15 protein-coding genes are annotated in these 20,300 nt (G+C 54.7%); 6 read left to right on the forward strand and 9 right to left on the reverse strand.

The genetic code is table 11. The annotated features are described in order from the left end of the window. Positions 1-57 precede the first annotated feature (57 nt). Positions 58-1,488 (reverse strand): 6-phospho-beta-glucosidase, encoded by a 1,431-nt coding sequence (locus tag GYRE_RS09665; protein WP_038254937.1) that lies wholly within the window; start codon positions 1,486-1,488, stop codon positions 58-60. A gap of 274 nt (positions 1,489-1,762) precedes the next feature. On the opposite strand from GYRE_RS09665, the gene purM reads away from it, so the two are divergent. The 4 genes from purM to ppx all read left to right on the forward strand — a co-directional run bounded on the left by purM (position 1,763) and on the right by ppx (position 7,251). Next, the gene (gene purM / locus GYRE_RS09670) at positions 1,763-2,800 is read left to right on the forward strand and encodes a phosphoribosylformylglycinamidine cyclo-ligase (RefSeq protein WP_038254999.1); all 1,038 of its coding nucleotides are present in this window, start codon (positions 1,763-1,765) and stop codon (positions 2,798-2,800) included. Beyond that, positions 2,797-3,435: a phosphoribosylglycinamide formyltransferase gene (gene purN / locus GYRE_RS09675; RefSeq protein WP_006821145.1), complete on the forward strand. Its 639-nt coding sequence runs from the start codon at positions 2,797-2,799 to the stop codon at positions 3,433-3,435. Before purM ends, purN begins: the two co-directional genes overlap by 4 nt. 210 nt (positions 3,436-3,645) lie before the next feature. Beyond that, positions 3,646-5,706: a polyphosphate kinase 1 gene (gene ppk1 / locus GYRE_RS09680; RefSeq protein WP_006821147.1), complete on the forward strand. Its 2,061-nt coding sequence runs from the start codon at positions 3,646-3,648 to the stop codon at positions 5,704-5,706. A gap of 3 nt (positions 5,707-5,709) precedes the next feature. Next, complete coding sequence (gene ppx, locus GYRE_RS09685) at positions 5,710-7,251, forward strand: exopolyphosphatase (protein WP_006821148.1); 1,542 nt, start codon at positions 5,710-5,712, stop codon at positions 7,249-7,251. On the opposite strand, the gene GYRE_RS09690 is transcribed toward ppx, so the two are convergent. Further along, positions 7,248-9,485, reverse strand: coding sequence for a sensor domain-containing phosphodiesterase (locus GYRE_RS09690; RefSeq protein WP_006821149.1), 2,238 nt, complete (start codon positions 9,483-9,485; stop codon positions 7,248-7,250). The genes ppx and GYRE_RS09690 overlap by 4 nt on opposite strands. Positions 9,486-9,836: 351 nt before the next feature. Here GYRE_RS09690 and GYRE_RS23690 point away from each other — a divergent pair, with 351 nt between their 5' ends. Then, complete coding sequence (locus tag GYRE_RS23690; protein ID WP_071777556.1) at positions 9,837-10,031, forward strand: YfgG family protein; 195 nt, start codon at positions 9,837-9,839, stop codon at positions 10,029-10,031. 58 nt (positions 10,032-10,089) lie between these two features. Here GYRE_RS23690 and guaA read toward each other — a convergent pair whose 3' ends face one another. Together guaA and guaB are read right to left on the reverse strand one after the other, a co-directional pair. After that, on the reverse strand, positions 10,090-11,667 hold the full coding sequence (gene guaA / locus GYRE_RS09700; protein ID WP_006821151.1) for a glutamine-hydrolyzing GMP synthase: 1,578 nt from the start codon (positions 11,665-11,667) through the stop codon (positions 10,090-10,092). A gap of 72 nt (positions 11,668-11,739) precedes the next feature. Continuing rightward, a complete protein-coding gene (gene guaB, locus GYRE_RS09705) occupies positions 11,740-13,206 on the reverse strand; it encodes an IMP dehydrogenase (protein WP_006821152.1) in 1,467 nt (488 codons plus the stop codon). Positions 13,207-13,367: 161 nt separating this feature from the next. On the opposite strand from guaB, the gene xseA reads away from it, so the two are divergent. Then, positions 13,368-14,741: an exodeoxyribonuclease VII large subunit gene (gene xseA, locus GYRE_RS09710; RefSeq protein ID WP_038254939.1), complete on the forward strand. Its 1,374-nt coding sequence runs from the start codon at positions 13,368-13,370 to the stop codon at positions 14,739-14,741. Here xseA and GYRE_RS09715 read toward each other — a convergent pair. The 5 genes from GYRE_RS09715 to GYRE_RS09735 form a co-directional block, all read right to left on the reverse strand. Continuing rightward, positions 14,738-14,953 (reverse strand): zinc ribbon domain-containing protein, encoded by a 216-nt coding sequence (locus GYRE_RS09715; RefSeq protein ID WP_006821155.1) that lies wholly within the window; start codon positions 14,951-14,953, stop codon positions 14,738-14,740. The two genes, xseA and GYRE_RS09715, sit on opposite strands and share 4 nt — an antisense overlap. 92 nt (positions 14,954-15,045) lie before the next feature. Beyond that, a complete protein-coding gene (locus GYRE_RS09720) occupies positions 15,046-16,599 on the reverse strand; it encodes a peptide MFS transporter (RefSeq protein WP_038254941.1) in 1,554 nt (517 codons plus the stop codon). A gap of 299 nt (positions 16,600-16,898) precedes the next feature. Then, positions 16,899-18,377, reverse strand: coding sequence for a ribosome biogenesis GTPase Der (gene der, locus GYRE_RS09725; protein ID WP_038255003.1), 1,479 nt, complete (start codon positions 18,375-18,377; stop codon positions 16,899-16,901). A 110-nt stretch (positions 18,378-18,487) separates the two neighbouring features. Next, positions 18,488-19,666 (reverse strand): outer membrane protein assembly factor BamB, encoded by a 1,179-nt coding sequence (gene bamB, locus GYRE_RS09730; protein ID WP_006821159.1) that lies wholly within the window; start codon positions 19,664-19,666, stop codon positions 18,488-18,490. 10 nt (positions 19,667-19,676) lie between these two features. Next, complete coding sequence (locus GYRE_RS09735; protein ID WP_038255005.1) at positions 19,677-20,297, reverse strand: YfgM family protein; 621 nt, start codon at positions 20,295-20,297, stop codon at positions 19,677-19,679. Positions 20,298-20,300: the final 3 nt, after the last annotated feature.

Below are 20,300 nucleotides of genomic sequence, written 5' to 3' on the forward strand. Positions count from 1 at the left end.
GTTCCGGCTTTTTATAGATCAGCGCATCAGGTCAGTTAAGCCCAGCGCTCCTGGCAGTTAAAGTTCATTACCATTGCTGGCAATCACGTTCTTATACCAGTCAAAAGATTTTTTCCTGCTACGCGCCAGGCTGCCATGGCCCTCGTTATCTTTATCGACATAAATAAAGCCATAGCGCTTCTTCATTTCACCGGTGCCAGCGGATACCAGGTCGATGCAGCCCCACGGGGTGTAGCCCATCAGATCCACGCCATCTTCCACCACCGCCTTTTTCATTTCGCGGATATGCGCAGAGAGATAATCAATGCGGTACTGGTCGTTCACCGTACCGTCGCTTTCCTGCACATCAATGGCGCCAAAGCCATTTTCCACAATGAACAACGGGAGCTGATAGTGATCCCAGAACCAGTTCAGCGAATAACGCAGCCCAACCGGGTCGATCTGCCAGCCCCAGTCTGACTTCTGCACGTATGGGTTTGCGACCAGGCTTGTGGATTCGTCGTAGTCGAGGGTTGGGTTATCCTCCGTCGCCTTGGTGGTAAACGACATGTAATAGCTGAAACCAATATAGTCGACGCCCCCTTTCGCCAGAATGGCGTGGTCTTCCGCGGTAATATCAAGCTCAAATCCGCGACGCTCAAAGTAGTTGAGCAGGTGCTGCGGATATTTGCCGCGCACGTGAACGTCGGTAAACCAGTAGCGTCGGTGCATGGCGTTCATCGCCATCATCATGTCGTTCGGCGCGCAGGTCAGCGGGTAAATCGGGCACATCGCAATCATGCAGCCAATCTGTAATGAAGGATTGATTTTCCGCGCCGCCTGCACCGCCAGTGCGCTCGCTACCAGCTCGTAGTGCGCCGCCTGGAACATGACCGGCTCACGATCTTCACCCGGCTGGTAGTGAATTCCGGAGTTGGTGAACGGGGCAAAATCTTCGTGGAAGTTCGCCTGGTTGTTGATTTCGTTGAACGTCATCCAGTATTTCACTTTGTGCTGGTAGCGCCCAAAAACCACGGTGGCAAAACGCACAAAGAAATCAATCAGCTTACGGTTACGCCAGCCACCGTACTCGGTCACCAGGTGATAAGGCATCTCGAAGTGGGAGAGCGTAATCACCGGCTCAATACCAAGCTTCAGGCATTCATCAAACAGGTCGTCGTAGAACTGTAGCCCGGCTTCGTTTGGCTGCAGTTCATCACCGTTCGGAAAAATACGCGTCCAGGCGATAGAGGTTCGGAAGCAGCGAAAACCCATTTCGGCAAACAGCCTGAGGTCTTCTTTGTAGCGGTGATAAAAATCAATCGCCTCGTGGTTTGGGTAGTTTTTCCCCGGCAGTACGCCGTTGGTAATTTGTCGCGGAACGCCGTGCGCACCGGCGGTCATGACGTCCGCAACGCTGACCCCCTTCCCGCCCTCTTTCCAGCCGCCTTCCAGCTGATGTGCCGCAACCGCCCCACCCCATAAGAATCCTGCTTTAAATCCAGACATTCGTATTCCCTCTTTCAGCATGTTCGCGTCATGTTGACGCCACAGAAACCGGTTTCAGTGAATGATGTTGTGCCCGTGCCCACGATGCAAGAAGAAGAATGTACCCGGTTTCATTTTCGTGAACGGTATCAAGTTCACGGACGATATCGACAGAAATGCAGAAAATAACGGCTGATGAAAAATGAACGTAAAGCAGGCTCGCAAACGTTTGCTTTGGCTGTTAGAATGGCGCCGTTTTTTACTTCTATCGCAAGAAACGCGTGGAGATTTCGCTGTGACCGACAAAACCTCTCTTAGCTACAAAGATGCCGGTGTTGATATTGACGCAGGTAACGCTCTGGTCGACCGTATCAAGGGCACGGTGAAGAAAACCCGCCGCCCGGAGGTCATGGGAGGGCTCGGCGGCTTTGGCGCGCTGTGTGCGCTGCCGCAGAAATATCGTGAACCGGTGCTGGTTTCCGGTACCGACGGCGTAGGCACCAAGCTGCGTCTGGCGATGGATTTGAAACGCCACGATACCATTGGTATCGATCTCGTAGCGATGTGCGTTAACGATCTGGTGGTTCAGGGCGCAGAGCCGCTGTTCTTCCTCGATTACTACGCCACCGGTAAGCTGGACGTCGACACCGCTGCAAGCGTGATTAACGGCATTGCCGAAGGCTGCCTGCAGTCGGGCTGCTCGCTGGTCGGCGGTGAAACCGCTGAGATGCCGGGCATGTATCACGGCGAAGACTACGACGTGGCAGGCTTCTGCGTTGGCGTAGTTGAGAAATCTGAAATCATCGACGGCTCCAAAGTGGCCGACGGTGACGTGCTGATCGCCCTTGGTTCCAGCGGCCCGCACTCTAACGGCTATTCGCTGGTGCGTAAAATCCTCGAAGTCAGCAAGTGCGACCCGGAAGCTACCCAGCTCGACGGACAAAGCCTGGCCGACCACCTGCTGGCCCCGACCCGCATCTACGTGAAATCAATTCTTGCGCTGATTGAAGAAGTGGACGTCCACGCCATCGCCCACCTGACCGGCGGCGGCTTCTGGGAAAACATTCCGCGCGTCCTGCCGGATAACACTCAGGCGGTACTCGACGAATCCTCCTGGCAGTGGCCAGCGGTGTTCCACTGGCTGCAGGCAAACGGCAACGTCTGCCGTCGCGAAATGTATCGCACCTTCAACTGCGGCGTCGGGATGGTTATCGCCCTGCCGGCAGCAGAAGCAGACAAAGCACTGGCATTCCTCAAAGAGAAAGGTGAAAACGCGTGGAAAATCGGGTATATCAAAAACTCCGATTCCGAAGAGCGTGTGGTCATTGAATGAAAAATATCGTCGTGCTGATCTCCGGCAATGGTAGCAACCTGCAGGCCATCATTGACGCCTGCGAACAGCAACGGATTAACGGCGCTATTCGCGCCGTATTCAGCAACAAGGCCGACGCGTTCGGACTTGAACGCGCGCGTGATGCCGGGATCCCCGCCCATGCACTTGCGGCGAATCAGTTTGCCAGCCGTGATGCCTTTGACCGCGAGCTCATCCGCGAAATCGATGCTTACGCCCCGGACATTGTGGTGCTCGCGGGTTATATGCGCATTTTGAGCCCGGAGTTTGTTGCGCAATATCAGGGCCGTTTGCTGAATATTCACCCTTCTCTGCTACCGAAATATCCAGGTCTTTACACGCACCGCCAGGTGCTGGAGAACGGCGATGAAGAGCATGGTACGTCGGTGCATTTTGTCACCGACGAACTCGATGGCGGGCCGGTTATTCTGCAGGCGAAGGTCCCGGTATTTGCCGGTGATGATGAAGACGACGTCACCGCCCGCGTACAAGTGCAGGAGCACGCGATTTACCCGCTGGTCATAAGCTGGTTTGTCGATGGCCGACTGCAAATGCGTGATGGTCAGGCCTGGATGGATGGTCACCCGCTGCCGCCGCAGGGCTACGCCGCCGAATAATGCCTCCTCTGTGCCCGTGGTATGTACTTTGCCCCGGGCCATTCCCGCTATTACCGTCTGAAACCCTTCACTTTTTCGCTATGCGCCAGCGTAATGCCGGAAAACTGTCATACTTATCTGGCACAGTTGGACATCGCCTGACAAAGCTAGCAATATAAGCATGGAGACGGATTTACCGCGTCCCGTGAACGAACCGGAGTGTGAGTAGTAATGGGCCAGGAAAAGCTTTATATCGAGAAAGAACTCAGTTGGTTATCCTTCAACGAACGTGTACTCCAGGAAGCGGCCGATAAGAGTAACCCGCTTATTGAACGCATGCGCTTTCTGGGCATCTATTCCAACAACCTTGATGAGTTCTATAAAGTTCGATTTGCCGAGCTTAAGCGCCGTATTATCATCAGTGAAGAACAAGGTTTAACGGCCCATTCCCGACACCTGTTAGGTAAAATCCAGACCCGTGTGCTGAAAGCGGATCAGGAGTTTGACAGCCTGTATAACGAGCTGCTGCTCGAGATGGCGCGTAATCAAATTTTCCTGATTAACGAACGCCAGCTGTCGGTCAATCAGCAAAACTGGCTGCGTCACTACTTTAAGCAGTATCTTCGCCAGCACATTACCCCGATCCTGATTACCCGGGAAACTGACCTCGTACAGTTCCTGAAAGATGATTACACCTATCTGGCGGTGGAGATTATTCGCGGCGATAACATCGAATATGCGCTGCTTGAAATTCCGTCAGATAAAGTCCCGCGCTTTGTGAATTTGCCGCCGGAAACCCCGCGCCGCCGCAAACCAATGATCCTGTTGGACAACATCCTGCGCTACTGCCTCGATGACATCTTCAAAGGCTTCTTCGATTACGATGCGCTGAATGCCTACTCGATGAAGATGACCCGTGATGCCGAGTATGACCTCGTTCACGAGATGGAATCGAGCCTGATGGAGCTGATGTCCTCAAGCCTGAAACAACGCCTCACCGCAGAGCCGGTGCGTTTTGTTTACCAGCGCGATATGCCGGATGCGATGGTCGAAATGCTGCGTGAAAAGCTGACTATTTCGCGTCTTGACTCCATCGTCCCGGGCGGACGGTACCACAATTTTAAAGATTTCATTAGCTTCCCGAATGTTGGCAAGGGCAATCTGGTGAACAAGCCGCTGCCTCGCCTGCGTCACCTGTGGTTTGATAAATTCCGCAACGGCTTTGACGCTATCCGTGAACGCGACGTGCTGCTGTACTATCCGTACCACACCTTTGAGCACGTGCTGGAACTGCTGCGTCAGGCGTCGTTCGACCCGAGCGTGCTGGCTATCAAAATCAATATTTACCGCGTCGCCAAAGACTCACGCATTATTGATGCCATGATCCACGCGGCGCATAACGGCAAAAAAGTTACCGTGGTCGTGGAGCTGCAGGCGCGCTTCGACGAAGAAGCCAACATCCACTGGGCGAAGCGTCTGACCGCCGCCGGGGTGCACGTTATCTTCTCAGCGCCCGGCCTTAAAATTCACGCCAAGCTGTTCCTTATCTCGCGTAAAGAGGGTGATGACGTGGTGCGCTACGCCCACATCGGCACCGGTAACTTTAACGAGAAAACCGCGCGTATTTATACCGACTACTCGCTGCTGACCGCCGATGCGCGCATCACCAACGAGGTACGCCGGGTGTTCAACTTTATCGAAAACCCGTACCGCCCGGTGAATTTCGAGTATCTGCTGGTGTCGCCGCAAAACTCGCGCCGCCTGCTGTACGAGATGATCGACAAAGAGATTGCCAACGCGCAGAACGGCCTGCCTTCCGGCATTACGCTCAAGCTCAACAACCTCGTGGACAAAGGGCTGGTTGACCGGCTGTATGCCGCTTCCAGCTCCGGCGTACCGGTTAACCTGCTGATCCGCGGCATGTGCTCGCTCATCCCGGAGCTTGAGGGCATCAGCGAGAATATTCGCGTAATTAGCATCGTGGACCGTTACCTTGAACACGATCGGATCTATATTTTTGAGAACGGTGGCGATAAAAACGTGTATCTCTCATCCGCCGACTGGATGACGCGTAACATCGACTATCGTATTGAGGTGGCGGCGCCGCTGCTTGACCCGCGCCTCAAACAGCAGATCCTCGATATTATCGATCTCCTGTTCAGCGACACTGTAAAGGCGCGTTATGTTGATAAAGAACTGAGTAATCGCTATGTTCCACGCGGTAATCGCCGTAAAGTACGCGCACAATTAGCGATTTATGACTATATCAAATCACTTGAGCAACCCGATTAACCTATGCCCATACACGACAACTCCCCGCGGCCACAGGAATTCGCCGCGGTAGATCTCGGTTCAAACAGTTTTCATATGGTCATCGCCCGCGTGGTTGACGGCGCGATGCAGATTATTGGCCGCCTGAAGCAACGAGTACATCTGGCTGATGGTCTGAATGAAAACAACATGCTCAGCGAAGAAGCGATGGAACGTGGGCTTAGCTGCCTCTCCCTCTTTGCCGAACGACTGCAGGGATTCTCCCCCTCCAGCGTCTGCATTGTGGGTACACACACGCTGCGCGTGGCGCTGAATGCGCAGGAATTTCTTAAACGTGCGGAAAAGGTTATCCCTTATCCCATCGAAATTATTTCGGGTAACGAAGAAGCGCGACTGATTTTCATGGGGGTAGAACATACCCAGCCGGAAAAAGGCCGCAAGCTGGTTATCGACATCGGCGGTGGCTCCACCGAGATGGTCATTGGTGAAGACTTCGAACCCCAACTGGTAGAAAGCCGTCGCATGGGCTGCGTGAGCTTCGCGCAGATGTTCTTCGCGGGCGGCGTTATCAACAAAGAGAACTTTCAGCGTGCGCGCCTCGCGGCAAGCCAGAAGCTGGAGACCCTCTCCTGGCAGTATCGCATTCACGGCTGGAATGTCGCCCTCGGCGCTTCCGGCACCATCAAAGCTGCCCACGAGGTGCTGCTGGCGATGGGTGAAAAAGACGGTTTCGTGACGCCTGAACGTCTTGAAATGCTGGTAGACGAATTACTGAAACATAAAAACTTTGAAGCGCTCAGCATGCCGGGGCTCTCTGACGAGCGTAAAGCGGTGTTCGTGCCGGGGCTCGCTATCCTCTGCGGCGTGTTTGATGCGCTGGCGATTAAAGAGCTACGGCTGTCCGACGGCGCGCTGCGCGAAGGCGTGCTGTATGAGATGGAAGGTCGTTTCCGCCATCAGGATATTCGCAGCCGTACGGCGCAGAGCCTTGCGAACCACTACAACATCGACCGGGAACAGGCGCGCCGCGTGCTGGAAACCACGATGCAGATGTACGATCAGTGGGAAGCGCAAAACCCAAAACTCGCCAACCCGCAGCTGGCAGCGCTGCTGAAATGGGCAGTGATGCTGCACGAGGTGGGGCTCAACATCAATCACAGCGGAATGCACCGCCACTCGGCCTACATTCTGCAAAACAGCGATCTGCCGGGCTTTAACCAGGAGCAACAAACGCTGATGGCGACGCTGGTGCGCTGCCACCGCAAAGCCATCAAGCTCGATGAGATCCCGCGCTTTACGCTGTTTAAGAAAAAGCAGTTCCTGCCGATGATCCAGCTGCTACGCCTCGGCGTGCTGCTGAACAATCAGCGTCAGGCGACAACCACGCCCCCCACGCTGACCCTGACGACGGAAGCCCACCACTGGACGCTCTGCTTCCCTCATGACTGGTTCAGCCAGAACTCCCTGGTACTGCTCGATCTGGAGAAAGAGCAGCAGTACTGGGAGTCGGTGACCGGCTGGTGGCTTAAGATTAAAGAGGAAGATGCTCCGGTGATCGCCGCCTAAGCGGCGTTCACATCGGCACTGGCAACCAGACTCTCCAGCGGTTCTGGTTTGCCAATGCCGTAGCCCTGCAGATAATCAATCCCCAGCGACATCGCCGCCTGACGGGTTTCTTCGTTTTCTACGTACTCCGCGACCACCAGCATTTTCTTCATCCTCGCCAGATGGCAGATAGAGGCCACAATCTGATAATCGAGGCTGCTGTCGACAATATTGCGGATAAAACTGCCGTCAATTTTGAGGATGTCGGCACTGACGTTTTTAAGCCGTGCGTAGCTGGCGTAGCCGGTTCCAAAATCGTCTATTGCTACCCGGCACCCAAGCTCCTGTAACTCCGCCATGGTCTGGCGAGCCTGTTCCGGATGCGCCAGCGAATGGCTTTCCGTCAGCTCAAAGATAAGCTGCCAGGGCTCAACCGACCAGGTTTTCAGCAGCCGCTGAACGGTTTTAGCCACCTGTGTACCGCAGGCGGTAAAAGGCGACAGATTGATAGCAAAGCGAACGCCCGGCAGTTCCTGACGATGACGGCTCATAAAGGCCAGCGTCTGCTCCAGCACCCACATATCAATGCGCGACGACAGGCCAAACTCATGGGCTATCGGCAGGAAGTTATCGGGGCTCAGCAACTGGCCCTCCTCCCCTTCCATCCGAAGCAGGATCTCAAAGTAGTTATCGCCGCGAACCCCCATGATAGGCTGCGCCATCAGACGAAATTTATCCTGCTCTAACGCCTGTTGGATCTGATTCATCATCACCACTTTATCTTTCAGCCCCTGCTGCAGATGCATTGCACTGCGGCGCTGCAGGTTCTCCGGATGAAAAGTAGTCAACGAAAGGTCGGCAATGGTGCTGAGCTCGCCGAGCAGCAAATAAAGGTGAGTAACCGGAGAGCGAACGTAGCAGTAGCTGATGCCAATCTGCGGCTGTAGCGGGATCCCGTCCCAGCTAAAGCGAAACTGCTTCGCCCGCTCATCGAGCTGCTCAATACGACGCTGATAGCCTTCCGTATTAAGACGGATAACCAGGTCGTGGCCGGAGAGCTGGTAGACCTGCTCGTCTTCTTCCATCACGACTTTTAGCCACTCGGCGATCTTCTGTTTGTACTGGATCCGCATCATGACGCCGTAATGGCGTCCCAGCACCTCCAGCTCCGGTACCCGCAGGAAACACAGCACTGACCACGGTGTCATCGCCAACGAGCGATTCAGCGCCCGCAGGTTTGGCATGTGTACCACCGGGTCGAGGAATGCCATCCGCCGTACCCGCTCGTGGGTCAGGCGCTGACGCGTTGCCAGCATGGCCATATACACCACGATAAATGAGAACACCAGATAGCTCGATGAGGTAATGGCTAACTGATTACTGTAGCCCGGATAAACGGGCAAATAGCGATAATAAAAATGAATAGAAACAATCAGTACCAGCGTCCAGACCAGCGACATAAAGCGATAACCAAACCGCATGGCTCCCCAGAGCATCACTGGTAATAATAATGACAGCGTATAATTTGTATTAAAAATCGTACTGCTGGTATTCATCGGCCACAGCAGCATCCCCATCAGCACAATAAGTGCGGCTGCCCACAGCAGAATTTCAGGCCATTTTACTTTCGGGTCACACTGCAGACGGATCTGGGAAATATATCCGCGAAGATATATCGGGTGACGAATAATCCTGATCAACAAATAACAGAGCGGAACCCCGGTAATACACCCCACCAGCAGCGCCTGATAGTTTATCAAGGTACGCAGACTCAGCGGACTAATACCTTCCATTTGCTCGCGGCTGGGATGCAGGCCAAGATAAACCGCAATTTGAAACAGCACGAGAAATATCGTTGCCGGAAAAAACATCTGCCAGAACAAACGCTGCGACATCAAGCGGACGTTACCGTGGGACACGTGGTGACGACGAGGCACGCTGGCCCGGTATCCGCCCCAGCTCAGAATGACCGGGATCAGAAAGTGGAGGGTCACGCCCAGCGACTCACCCAGGGACAGGCCACGGGTGGTATGCACCCACAATCCAAGGAACATTCCAGGCAGCGCTGCCCAGCCGAAAAAGAGCATCAGGCTCAGCATAAATGCCAGCGGCAGGTAATACAGTGCGACGATCCCACCTTCCAGTGGGGTAAACGTATTAGCAAGATTAATAACAGGAAGTAATACCAGCGGAATAATCAGCGGTAACGCCCACCATTTATCCCGGTAATTACGATATAACGTGAACAAATTCATAGATGCTCGACGGATTACCCAATATCCTGACGGGTATATTCAGACAGGCATCCAACCTGACCATATTTCCCGCGAAACCAACTGCTGCGCGGTACGGATGGAAGATTCTAGTAGGCGCCCATATGGGGTGTTTGACATAAGTCAAAAAAATAGCAGCTCGAATTTATAATTTAGAATTTTCTTGCTTCAGATCGCCATAAAAATCAAGGATGTGAATTTATTAATTAGTTTACATAACATAAACTAATGTTTGGGCGATATATTTTTACATCCCTCAACGTTGACCCTGAAGTCACACTATGCCTTAATATCGCTATCGCCCGAATGCGGGTATTTTTCAAGGAACCCTTTGTGAGCCAGGCCACCAGTATGCGAAAACGACATCGATTTAACGGTCGAATGACGCGGATCGTACTCCTCATCAGCTTCTTTTTCTTCTTTGGCCGCTTCGTCTACTCCTCCGTCGGCGCCTGGTACCACCACCAGGATAAAAAAGAAGCCCAGCAATCCAGCCAGCCTGCCACCGAGACAACCCCTCAGCGCTAATCTGCTTCCTTGAAATAAAAAAGGCGGCACATGGCCGCCTGATGCTATTTGTGGGGGATTATTCCCACTCAATCGTTGCTGGCGGTTTGCCGCTGATGTCGTACACGACGCGGGAAATACCGTTCACTTCGTTGATGATGCGGTTGGATACACGGCCAAGGAAATCATACGGCAGGTGTGCCCAGTGCGCCGTCATGAAGTCGATGGTTTCTACCGCACGCAGGGAAACCACCCAGTCGTACTTACGGCCATCGCCCATCACGCCAACGGAACGGACCGGCAGGAACACGGTGAACGCCTGGCTCACTTTGTTGTACAGATCGGCTTTGTGCAGTTCTTCAATGAAGATAGCGTCCGCGCGACGCAGCAGGTCGCAGTACTCTTTCTTCACTTCGCCCAGTACGCGAACGCCGAGGCCCGGACCCGGGAACGGGTGACGGAACAGCATGTCGTACGGCAGGCCCAGCTCCAGACCGATTTTACGTACTTCGTCTTTGAACAGCTCACGCAGCGGCTCAACCAGACCCATCTTCATCTCTTTCGGCAGGCCGCCCACGTTGTGGTGAGATTTGATGACGTGTGCTTTACCGGTAGCAGAAGCGGCAGATTCGATAACGTCAGGGTAGATAGTCCCCTGCGCCAGCCATTTGACGTCTTCCAGCTTCAGCGCTTCTTCGTCGAACACTTCAACGAATACGCGACCGATGATTTTGCGTTTCGCTTCCGGATCGTTCTCGCCTTTCAGCGCGTCCAGGAAGCGCTGCTCGCCTTCCACGTGAACGATGTTCAGACCGAAGTGGTCGCCGAACATGTCCATGACCTGCTCTGCTTCGTTGAGACGCAGCAGACCGTTATCGACGAAGACGCAGGTCAGGTTTTTGCCAATCGCGCGGTGCAGCAGCATTGCGGTGACAGAAGAGTCAACGCCGCCGGAGAGGCCGAGGATCACTTTATCGTCGCCAACCTGTTCACGGATACGTTCAACGGCGTCGTCGATGATCTTAGCCGGGGTCCACAGTGCTTCACACTGGCAGATATCGCGAACGAAACGCTCCAGCATGCGCAGGCCCTGACGGGTGTGAGTCACTTCCGGGTGGAACTGCACGCCGTAGAAGCGTTTTTCTTCGTTAGCCATAATGGCAAACGGGCAGGTATCGGTGCTGGCTACGGTCACGAAGTCAGCCGGGATAGCGGTAACTTTATCGCCGTGGCTCATCCAGACGTCCAGCAGCGGTTTGCCGTCAGCGGTCAGTGCGTCTTCGATGCCGCGAATCAGCGCGCTGTCGGTTTTCACTTCAACCTGCGCGTAGCCGAATTCACGTTCGTTAGAACCTTCAACGTGGCCACCGAGCTGCATCGCCATGGTCTGCATGCCGTAGCATACGCCAAGCACCGGTACGCCTGCGTTAAATACGTATTCCGGCGCGCGTGGGCTGTTCTGCTCAGTGGTGCTTTCCGGGCCACCGGAAAGAATGATACCGCTTGGATTGAATTCACGGATCTGGGCTTCAGTCACATCCCAGGCCCACAGCTCACAGTAAACGCCAAGCTCACGCACGCGGCGCGCGACCAGCTGAGTGTACTGAGAACCAAAATCGAGGATAAGAATGCGATGTTTATGAATATTGTCGGTCATTGACGGTTGTTCCGAGGCAAATGGCAATGAGTAAAAGTCAGCGCCCGGTGAAAGCACCGGGCGCAGAAATCATTAAGATCCGAGACGGTAGTTCGGGGATTCTTTGGTGATAGTCACGTCATGAACGTGGCTTTCCTGAATGCCCGCGCCGCTGATACGTACGAATTCCGCTTTAGTACGCAGTTCGTCAATAGTACCACAACCGGTCAGACCCATACAGGAGCGCAGGCCGCCCATCTGCTGGTGAATAATCTCTTTCAGGCGGCCTTTATAGGCAACGCGACCTTCGATCCCTTCCGGAACCAGTTTGTCAGCAGCGTTATCGCTCTGGAAGTAACGGTCGGAAGAGCCTTTGGACATCGCGCCCAGGGAGCCCATTCCACGGTAAGATTTGTAGGAACGCCCCTGGTAGAGTTCAATTTCACCCGGAGATTCTTCGGTACCCGCCAGCATGGAGCCCACCATGACAGCAGCAGCGCCTGCAGCGATGGCTTTCGCGATATCACCGGAGAAACGGATACCGCCGTCAGCGATAACCGGAATACCGGTACCTTCCAGCGCTTCAACCGCGTCGGAAACCGCAGTGATCTGCGGAACACCAACACCGGTAACGATACGGGTAGTACAGATAGAGCCAGGGCCGATGCCAACTTTCACCGCGCTGCAACCGGCTTCTGCCAGAGCACGAGCGCCAGCGCCCGTCGCGACGTTACCGCCGATGATTTGCAGATTCGGGTATTTAGCACGGGTTTCACGAATGCGCTGCAGAACGCCTTCGGAGTGGCCGTGGGAGGAGTCGATCAGCAGCACGTCAACACCTGCGGCAACCAGCGCGTCAACGCGGTCTTCGTTACCCGCACCTGCGCCAACCGCGGCACCCACGCGCAGACGGCCATGCTCGTCTTTACAGGCGTTCGGTTTACGTTCTGCTTTCTGGAAATCTTTAACGGTGATCATGCCGAGCAGGTGGAAACTGTCGTCCACCACCAGCGCTTTTTCAACGCGCTTCTCGTGCATCTTCGCCAGCACAACTTCACGAGTTTCGCCTTCGCGAACGGTCACCAGACGCTCTTTCGGAGTCATGTAAACGCTGACGGCCTGGTTCAGGTCGGTCACGAAGCGGACGTCACGGCCAGTAATGATACCCACCAGCTCGTTGGCTTCGGTCACTACCGGATAACCAGCAAAACCATTACGCTCGGTCAGTTCTTTCACTTCACGCAGTGTAGTCGTCGGCAGGACGGTCTGCGGGTCGGTGACGATACCGGATTCATGCTTCTTCACGCGGCGAACTTCTTCCGCCTGGCGTTCGATAGACATGTTTTTATGAATAAAGCCGATGCCACCTTCCTGCGCCAGGGCAATAGCCAGACGCGCTTCAGTCACAGTATCCATTGCTGCAGAAAGCATAGGAATGTTCAGGCGAATGTTTTTCGTAAGCTGGGTACCGAGATCAGCGGTATTCGGCAGAACGGTGGAATGAGCGGGAACGAGGAGGACGTCATCAAACGTCAGTGCTTCTTTGGCGATACGTAGCATGGGCAATATCTCTACCTGGGGTGATATTAAATATTGCCGTGGCATTATACAGAGCGTAACCGATTGCATCTACACTTTTTTGCAAAAAATACTTGCGCTCCCCTGCCAGCGGGTTACTATCGACTGAATAACCTGCTGATTTAGAATTTGATCTCGCTCACATGTTACCCTCCCAATCCCCCGCAATTTATACTGTCAGCCGCCTCAACCAGACGGTCAGAATGCTGCTGGAACAAGAAATGGGACAGGTGTGGATCAGCGGCGAAATCTCTAACTTCACCCAACCCGCTTCCGGTCACTGGTACTTCACCCTCAAAGACGATAACGCCCAGGTGCGCTGCGCGATGTTTCGCAACAGCAACCGTCGGGTGACGTTTCGACCGCAGCACGGGCAACAGGTATTAGTCCGCGCCAACATCACTTTGTATGAACCGCGCGGCGACTATCAGATTATTGTCGAAAGCATGCAGCCAGCGGGTGAAGGCTTACTCCAGCAGAAGTATGAACAGCTTAAAGCTGCGCTTGCCGCTGAAGGGCTGTTCGAGCAGCAGTTTAAACAGGCACTACCCTCCCCGGCCACCTGCGTCGGCGTGGTGACCTCTAAAACCGGTGCGGCGCTGCACGACATTCTTCACGTACTAAAACGGCGCGACCCTTCCTTACCGGTCATTATTTACCCGACTGCCGTACAGGGTGACGATGCCCCAGGGCAAATCGTTCGCGCCATTGAGCTTGCCAACCAGCGCGGCGAATGTGACGTATTGATTGTCGGTCGTGGCGGTGGAGCGCTTGAAGATTTATGGAGTTTTAACGATGAACGCGTGGCGCGGGCAATTTTTGCCAGCCGCATCCCGGTGGTCAGCGCCGTCGGCCATGAAACCGACGTCACCATCGCCGACTTCGTTGCCGACCTGCGTGCACCAACCCCTTCGGCTGCGGCAGAGATAGTCAGCCGCAACCAGGCTGAACTGCTACGTCAGCTGCAAAGCGGGCAGCAGCGTCTGGAAATGGCGATGGACTATTACCTGGCGCACCGCCATCGCCGCTTCACCGAGCTTCACCATCGTTTGCAGCAACAGCATCCGCAGCTGCGCCTCGCACGTCAGCAAACGCTGCTGGAACGCCTGCGTCAGCGAATGAATCAGGCGATGGAAAACCAGTTGAAGAGCGCCAGGCAGCGCCAGCTCCGCACGCAGCAGCGTCTGAACCAGCATAATCCGCAGCCACGCATTCACCGTGCTCAAACACGCATTCAGCAGCTGGAGTACCGCCTGGCGCAAACGCTTCGCGATAAGCTCAGCGTCACCCGCGAACGCTTCGGCAATGCCGTTACCCATCTCGAAGCCGTCAGTCCGCTCTCAACGCTCGCGCGCGGCTACAGCGTGACGACCGCAGCCGACGGAAAAGCGCTGAAGCAAACCAAACAGGTTAAGGCGGGAGATACGCTGAATACGCGCGTAGCTGACGGCTGGATAGCCAGTGAAGTGACCGGCATTACGCCGGTGAAGAAAACGCGCAAGAAAAAGCCGGTTTAAACCGGCACGAATTCAACGCGTTTTTTCGAGATCAGCCCATGGCCGTTCTGGCAGAAATAATCTACCGCTCCGCAGGCTTTTAACACCTGGAGTGGTTGATGACACTCCGGGCAACGCGCTTCCAGATTGATATCTTTATGGCAGTTTTCGCAATGCGCCAGGCCGTTTTGCGGCTCCAGCTCTGCATGGCAATCCGGGCAGATTATCGACATCACAACTCCTCGGGTGAATTACGCTGTCCCCATTTTACCACGTTGCGCGAAGGCCGGGGCATCATTCCAGCCCCGGCCGCTTCGGCATGATATCAGACGTTAGTCACCGGTTTCTGCTCGCTGCTCGTCTGAGCGTTAGCCAGCATACGACGCACTGGCACGATCAGCACAATCAGTACCGCCGCACAGATAAGCAGCGCCACAGAGCAGCGGGCGAACAGATCTGGCAGCATATCAAGCTGATCGGCTTTCACATGACCACCAATCAGACCGGCCGCGAGGTTACCCAGCGCACTGGCACAGAACCACAGCCCCATCATCTGGCCACGCATTCTTTCCGGCGCCAGCAGCGTCATGGTTGCAAGGCCAATCGGGCTCAGGCACAGTTCACCCAGGGTCAGCATCAGGATGCTGCCCACCAGCCAGAACGGAGAAACACCCGCCCCACCGTTGCTGAGCACGTTCTGCGCCGCCAGCATCATCAGGCCAAAGCCCCCTGCCGCACACAGAATGCCGATAACGAACTTGGTAATGCTGCTCGGGCGAATGTTGTTACGCGCCAGCATCGGCCAGGCCCAGCTAAATACCGGCGCCAGCAGAATAATAAACAGCGCATTAATGGACTGGAACCACACGGCAGGGATTTCGAAATCGCCGATCATGCGGTTGGTATAGTCGTTTGCAAACAGGTTAAACGACGTAGGCTTCTGCTCAAACGCAGACCAGAAGAACGCCGCAGAAACCAGCAGGATAAAGCAGACCAGCAGCCTGGCGCGCTCTTTACGGTTGAGCCCCGCGAACATGAACAGGTAAATAAAGTAGAGCGCCACGGAGGCCGCAATCACGTAAACCAGCGTGCTGGCGACCGCAACCGGATTAATCACAATCACGTCCTGGATGATCAACGTCACGATGACGGCAATGGCAGCTACCACCGCCAGCAGGCCCGCGCCCACGCCGTTACGTTTTACTACCGGGCTGTTCCAGGTGGAATCAAGGCCAACTTCGCGGTCGTAGCGTTTCATCGACGGAACGGCAAACACGCGGAAAATAACCAGCGCCACCAGCATCCCGATACCGCCGATGCCAAAGCCCCAGTGCCAGCCGTGGGTTTTAATCAGCCAGCCAGAGATAAGCGGCGCAATAAATGAGCCCATGTTGATGCCCATATAGAACAGCGAGAAACCGCCGTCACGACGCGCATCGCCTTTCTTATAAAGCGTACCGACCATCACCGAGATACAGGTTTTGAACAGGCCAGAGCCGATAACGATAAACATCAGACCGATAAAGAACAGGCTGTTGCCCATGACCGCGGAAAGCGCAATCGACAGGTGTCCCAGCGCAATCAGGATAGAACCGTACCAGACGGCTTTCTGCTGGCCGAGCCAGTTATCCGCGAGCCAGCCGCCCGGCAACGCTGCCAGGTACATAGTCCCGGCGAAGATACCGACAATGGCAGAAGCGTTTTCGCGTGCCAGCCCCATGCCGCCTTCATAGACGGTTGCCGCCATAAACAGGATCAGCAGCGGGCGAATACCGTAAAACGAGAAACGCTCCCACATTTCGGTGAAGAACAGTGAGCCAAGCGGATAAGGGTGACCGAAGAACGTTCGGCTCTCTTTTTGATGAGCAGAGGATTGCATAATTCTCCCAGGAAGGTGTGTTGTGGTGCAGTAAACGCCGACAGGTATGCTGACCAGTTATGTATCTGGCCAATTCTTACCGTCGGTGAAGTGTTATTTCATCCCATAATAACCTGACGCTAGTTTTCTCTAGCACCAAAAAGCAGACTTTGAGATGAAAACTCGACAACAGTCTACTTTCTCAGATTTTATGTTGGCAAAAAAGGGATATTGATTGACATCAAAGCGATCGAGAATTTGCCGTGCACAGGCATAAAAAAACCCGCGGCTGGCGCGGGTTTCAGAGTAATCAGCAACGGTTATTTGCTTTTCTTGATGTGCTTGATTAAGCGCTTACGCTTACGCATCTGGTTCGGCGTCAGGGTGTTACGCTTGTTCGCAAACGGGTTATCACCCTCTTTGAACTGAATGCGGATCGGAGTCCCCATTACGTCCAGAGATTTGCGGAAGTAGTTCATCAGATAGCGCTTGTAGGAGTCCGGCAGGTCTTTCACCTGGTTGCCGTGAATAACGACAATCGGCGGGTTGTAACCACCGGCGTGAGCATATTTCAGCTTCACGCGACGTCCACGCACCAGCGGCGGCTGATGGTCGTCTGCCGCCATATTCATAATGCGGGTCAGCATCGCGGTACTCTGGCGACGGGTAGAGCTGTCGTAGGCTTCGCGTACGGATTCGAACAGGTTACCCACGCCGCTACCGTGCAGCGCAGAGATGAAGTGTACGCGGGCAAAATCGATGAAGCCCAGACGGAAGTCGAGGGTCTCTTTTACCTGCTCACGCACTTCGTTGCTGAGACCGTCCCACTTGTTAACCACGATAACCAGTGAGCGCCCACTATTGAGGATAAAGCCCAGCAGCGAGAGATCCTGATCGGAAATCCCTTCGCGGGCGTCAATCACCAGCAGCACTACGTTAGCGTCTTCAATCGCCTGCAGCGTTTTGATAACCGAAAACTTTTCTACCGTATCGGTGATTTTACCGCGCTTACGCACGCCCGCGGTGTCAATGAGTACGTACTCACGTTCATCGCGTTCCATCGGAATGTAGATACTGTCGCGCGTGGTGCCCGGCATGTCGTACACCACCACGCGTTCTTCACCGAGAATACGGTTAGTAAGTGTAGACTTACCTACGTTCGGGCGACCGACGATAGCAAGTTTAATCGGCAGATCCTGCGGATTAAACGTGTCTTCCGGTTCTTCGACTTCTTCGCCGTTTTGTTCGGCTTCAAACTGTGCCCAGTACTCAGCGTCTTCGTCGACTTCTTCCGGCGGATTAACTTCGTCAACCCACGGCAGCAGCACGGTTTCCAGCAGGCTGGTAACACCGCGACCATGAGAGGCCGCAATCGGATAAATTTCGCCAAGACCCAGAGACCAGAAATCGGCAACGGCCTGATCGGCATCAATACCGTCAGTTTTGTTCGCCACCAGGAAGGTCGGTTTTTCACGAGAACGCAGGTGCTTAGCGATCGCGGTATCCGCCGGCATCAGGCCAGCGCGCGCATCCACCATAAACAGCACGACGTCAGCTTCTTCAATCGCCAGCAGCGACTGTTCCGCCATGCGGGTTTCTACACCATCTTCTGTGCCATCAATACCGCCGGTATCGATACAGATGAATTCACGCCCTTCCACTTCAGCACGACCGTACTTACGGTCACGAGTCAGACCCGGGAAATCCGCAACCAGCGCGTCACGGGTACGCGTCAGGCGGTTAAAAAGCGTGGATTTTCCTACGTTAGGGCGCCCGACAAGCGCGACCACAGGTACCATGTTAAATGCCTCATCAAATTCAATATCACGTCGCTTCACGCGCCGTTTTACAAAGTCAAACGGCCCCTGGTGCCCAGGAGCCGTCTAGTATAACTCACAACCCGCGTGGATTAACGCGTAATTGCGTACACCGTGCCGCCTTTCGCCTGAATCAGCAATTTGCCGTCAGCGATAACCGGGTCGGTCAGGAAACCAGAGCTGTCGACCTTCTGCTGAGCGACAAAGCTGCCGTTCTGCGGGTCGAGCCAGTGCATGTAACCTTCGCTGTCACCGACCACCAGGCTGCCATTGTACAGCACCGGAGAGGTCAGCAGACGATGCAGCAGATCGCTTTGCGTCCACAGGGTCACGCCGCCTTCGGTAGTCAGCGCCAGCACGCGATCGTTCTGGTCAACCATGTAAATGCGGTCACCATCGACGATGAAGTCGTTTACCGAGCCCAGCTCACGTTTCCACATGATCTGGCCGCTGCGCAGATCCAGCGCGGTCAGGTTACCGTTATACGCCAGCGCGTAAACCACGCCGTTAACGATAACAGGAGTGGTATCAACGTCGCTCAAACGGTCGATTTCAGTCGGGCCGGTTGCCTGGGAGATACGCTGCTGCCAGATAAGCTGGCCCTGCTGGAGCATCACCGCGCTCACGCGCCCGTTGTCACCACCCACAATGGCAGCGCCGTACGCTACCGCCGGGGCAGATTCGCCACGCAGCGACAGAGAAGGCATATCGAGGTTAACGGTCCACTTCACGGCACCGTCAGATTCGTTCAGCGCCTGCAACAGGCCGTTGCTGGTATGCACAATCACCATGCCGTCGCTGATAACCGGACGCGACATCGCTTCACCGGCAACGGTCGTCTGCCACGCTACGGTACCATCGCTGGTATTGAGCGCGTAAACTTTAGCCTTTTCGCTACCCACATAAACATGACCGCCAGAGACCGTCAGGCCGCCGGAGAGCAGTGCTGGAGCATGAGAGAACCAGCCGTCTTTTTCTGCCAGATTCACGGACCAGACTTCTTTACCGTCACCGAGGTTCATCGCCTTAACGGTGCCTTTACGGTCTGCGGCATACACGACGTTATCGGCATACGCAGGGTGCAGGTTGGAATAGAAGTCACCAATACCGCTTCCTACCGAGGTATCCCACGCGGTAGAAGGCGTAAACTGATTTTCAACAGTCGGCAACGGAGACATTTTCACAACGTCTTCTTCGCTGTTGAACAAAGAGCAACCACTCAGCAACGTTACTGAAAGCAGTCCTGGCAAAAGTAATTTACGCAATTGCATCGCGTCCCTCTCAGATGGACAAATTATTTATTTTCATGCGCATCATTTCGCTGAGCGCCGGTGAAGCATCACTCTTAACGCCCGCTTCCCAGGCGGTACGCGCCCCCTGCTTATCGCCTTTGCTGAGCAGGATTTCGCCGCGCAGATCCGCGACGATAGCGGTCCAGCCTTCACCCTTAATCCCGTCGAGGGTTTTCAGGGCGGCATCCTGCTGCTTAAGCTGCAGCTGAACGCGTGCCAGACGCATGTTGATGACCGACTTCAGATTATCATCGGAAGCGGCGGTCAGCCCCTGCTGCAGCTGTTTTTCTGCTTTATCAAGTTCGCCTTTATCAACAAACTGCTGTGCCAGCTCCAGAGAAGCAAAAGCACCATAGCTGGTTTTTGATTCCGCCGCGAATTTCTCAGCGGCCGCAATGGCGTCAGGTTTACCTGAATTCAGTGCGGTAATCGCCGTTTCATATGACTGGGATGTCTCTCTGGCAGAGTCTGCCTGATGCGACGTCCAGTAGCGCCAGCCAACCAGCGCACCTACCCCGAGAATTACCCCAACAGCCAGCGCTTTACCGTTTTCTACAAAGAAACGTTTAATCGCGTCGACTTGTTCGTTTTCGTTTTCGTAAATTTCCACGCA

The sequence above is a fragment of the Yokenella regensburgei ATCC 49455 genome (genome assembly GCF_000735455.1).
Classification (GTDB): domain Bacteria; phylum Pseudomonadota; class Gammaproteobacteria; order Enterobacterales; family Enterobacteriaceae; genus Yokenella; species Yokenella regensburgei.

What these genes read in the sequence shown, in the direction of transcription:
- GYRE_RS09665 (WP_038254937.1), bottom strand. Translation starts at nt 1,488, where the DNA reads ATGTCTGGATTTAAAGCAGGATTCTTATGGGGTGGGGCGGTTGCGGCA.
- purN (WP_006821145.1), top strand. Translation starts at nt 2,797, where the DNA reads ATGAAAAATATCGTCGTGCTGATCTCCGGCAATGGTAGCAACCTGCAG.
- ppk1 (WP_006821147.1), top strand. Translation starts at nt 3,646, where the DNA reads ATGGGCCAGGAAAAGCTTTATATCGAGAAAGAACTCAGTTGGTTATCC.
- ppx (WP_006821148.1), top strand. Translation starts at nt 5,710, where the DNA reads ATGCCCATACACGACAACTCCCCGCGGCCACAGGAATTCGCCGCGGTA.
- GYRE_RS09690 (WP_006821149.1), bottom strand. Translation starts at nt 9,485, where the DNA reads ATGAATTTGTTCACGTTATATCGTAATTACCGGGATAAATGGTGGGCG.
- guaA (WP_006821151.1), bottom strand. Translation starts at nt 11,667, where the DNA reads ATGACCGACAATATTCATAAACATCGCATTCTTATCCTCGATTTTGGT.
- guaB (WP_006821152.1), bottom strand. Translation starts at nt 13,206, where the DNA reads ATGCTACGTATCGCCAAAGAAGCACTGACGTTTGATGACGTCCTCCTC.
- xseA (WP_038254939.1), top strand. Translation starts at nt 13,368, where the DNA reads ATGTTACCCTCCCAATCCCCCGCAATTTATACTGTCAGCCGCCTCAAC.
- GYRE_RS09715 (WP_006821155.1), bottom strand. Translation starts at nt 14,953, where the DNA reads ATGTCGATAATCTGCCCGGATTGCCATGCAGAGCTGGAGCCGCAAAAC.
- GYRE_RS09720 (WP_038254941.1), bottom strand. Translation starts at nt 16,599, where the DNA reads ATGCAATCCTCTGCTCATCAAAAAGAGAGCCGAACGTTCTTCGGTCAC.
- der (WP_038255003.1), bottom strand. Translation starts at nt 18,377, where the DNA reads ATGGTACCTGTGGTCGCGCTTGTCGGGCGCCCTAACGTAGGAAAATCC.
- bamB (WP_006821159.1), bottom strand. Translation starts at nt 19,666, where the DNA reads ATGCAATTGCGTAAATTACTTTTGCCAGGACTGCTTTCAGTAACGTTG.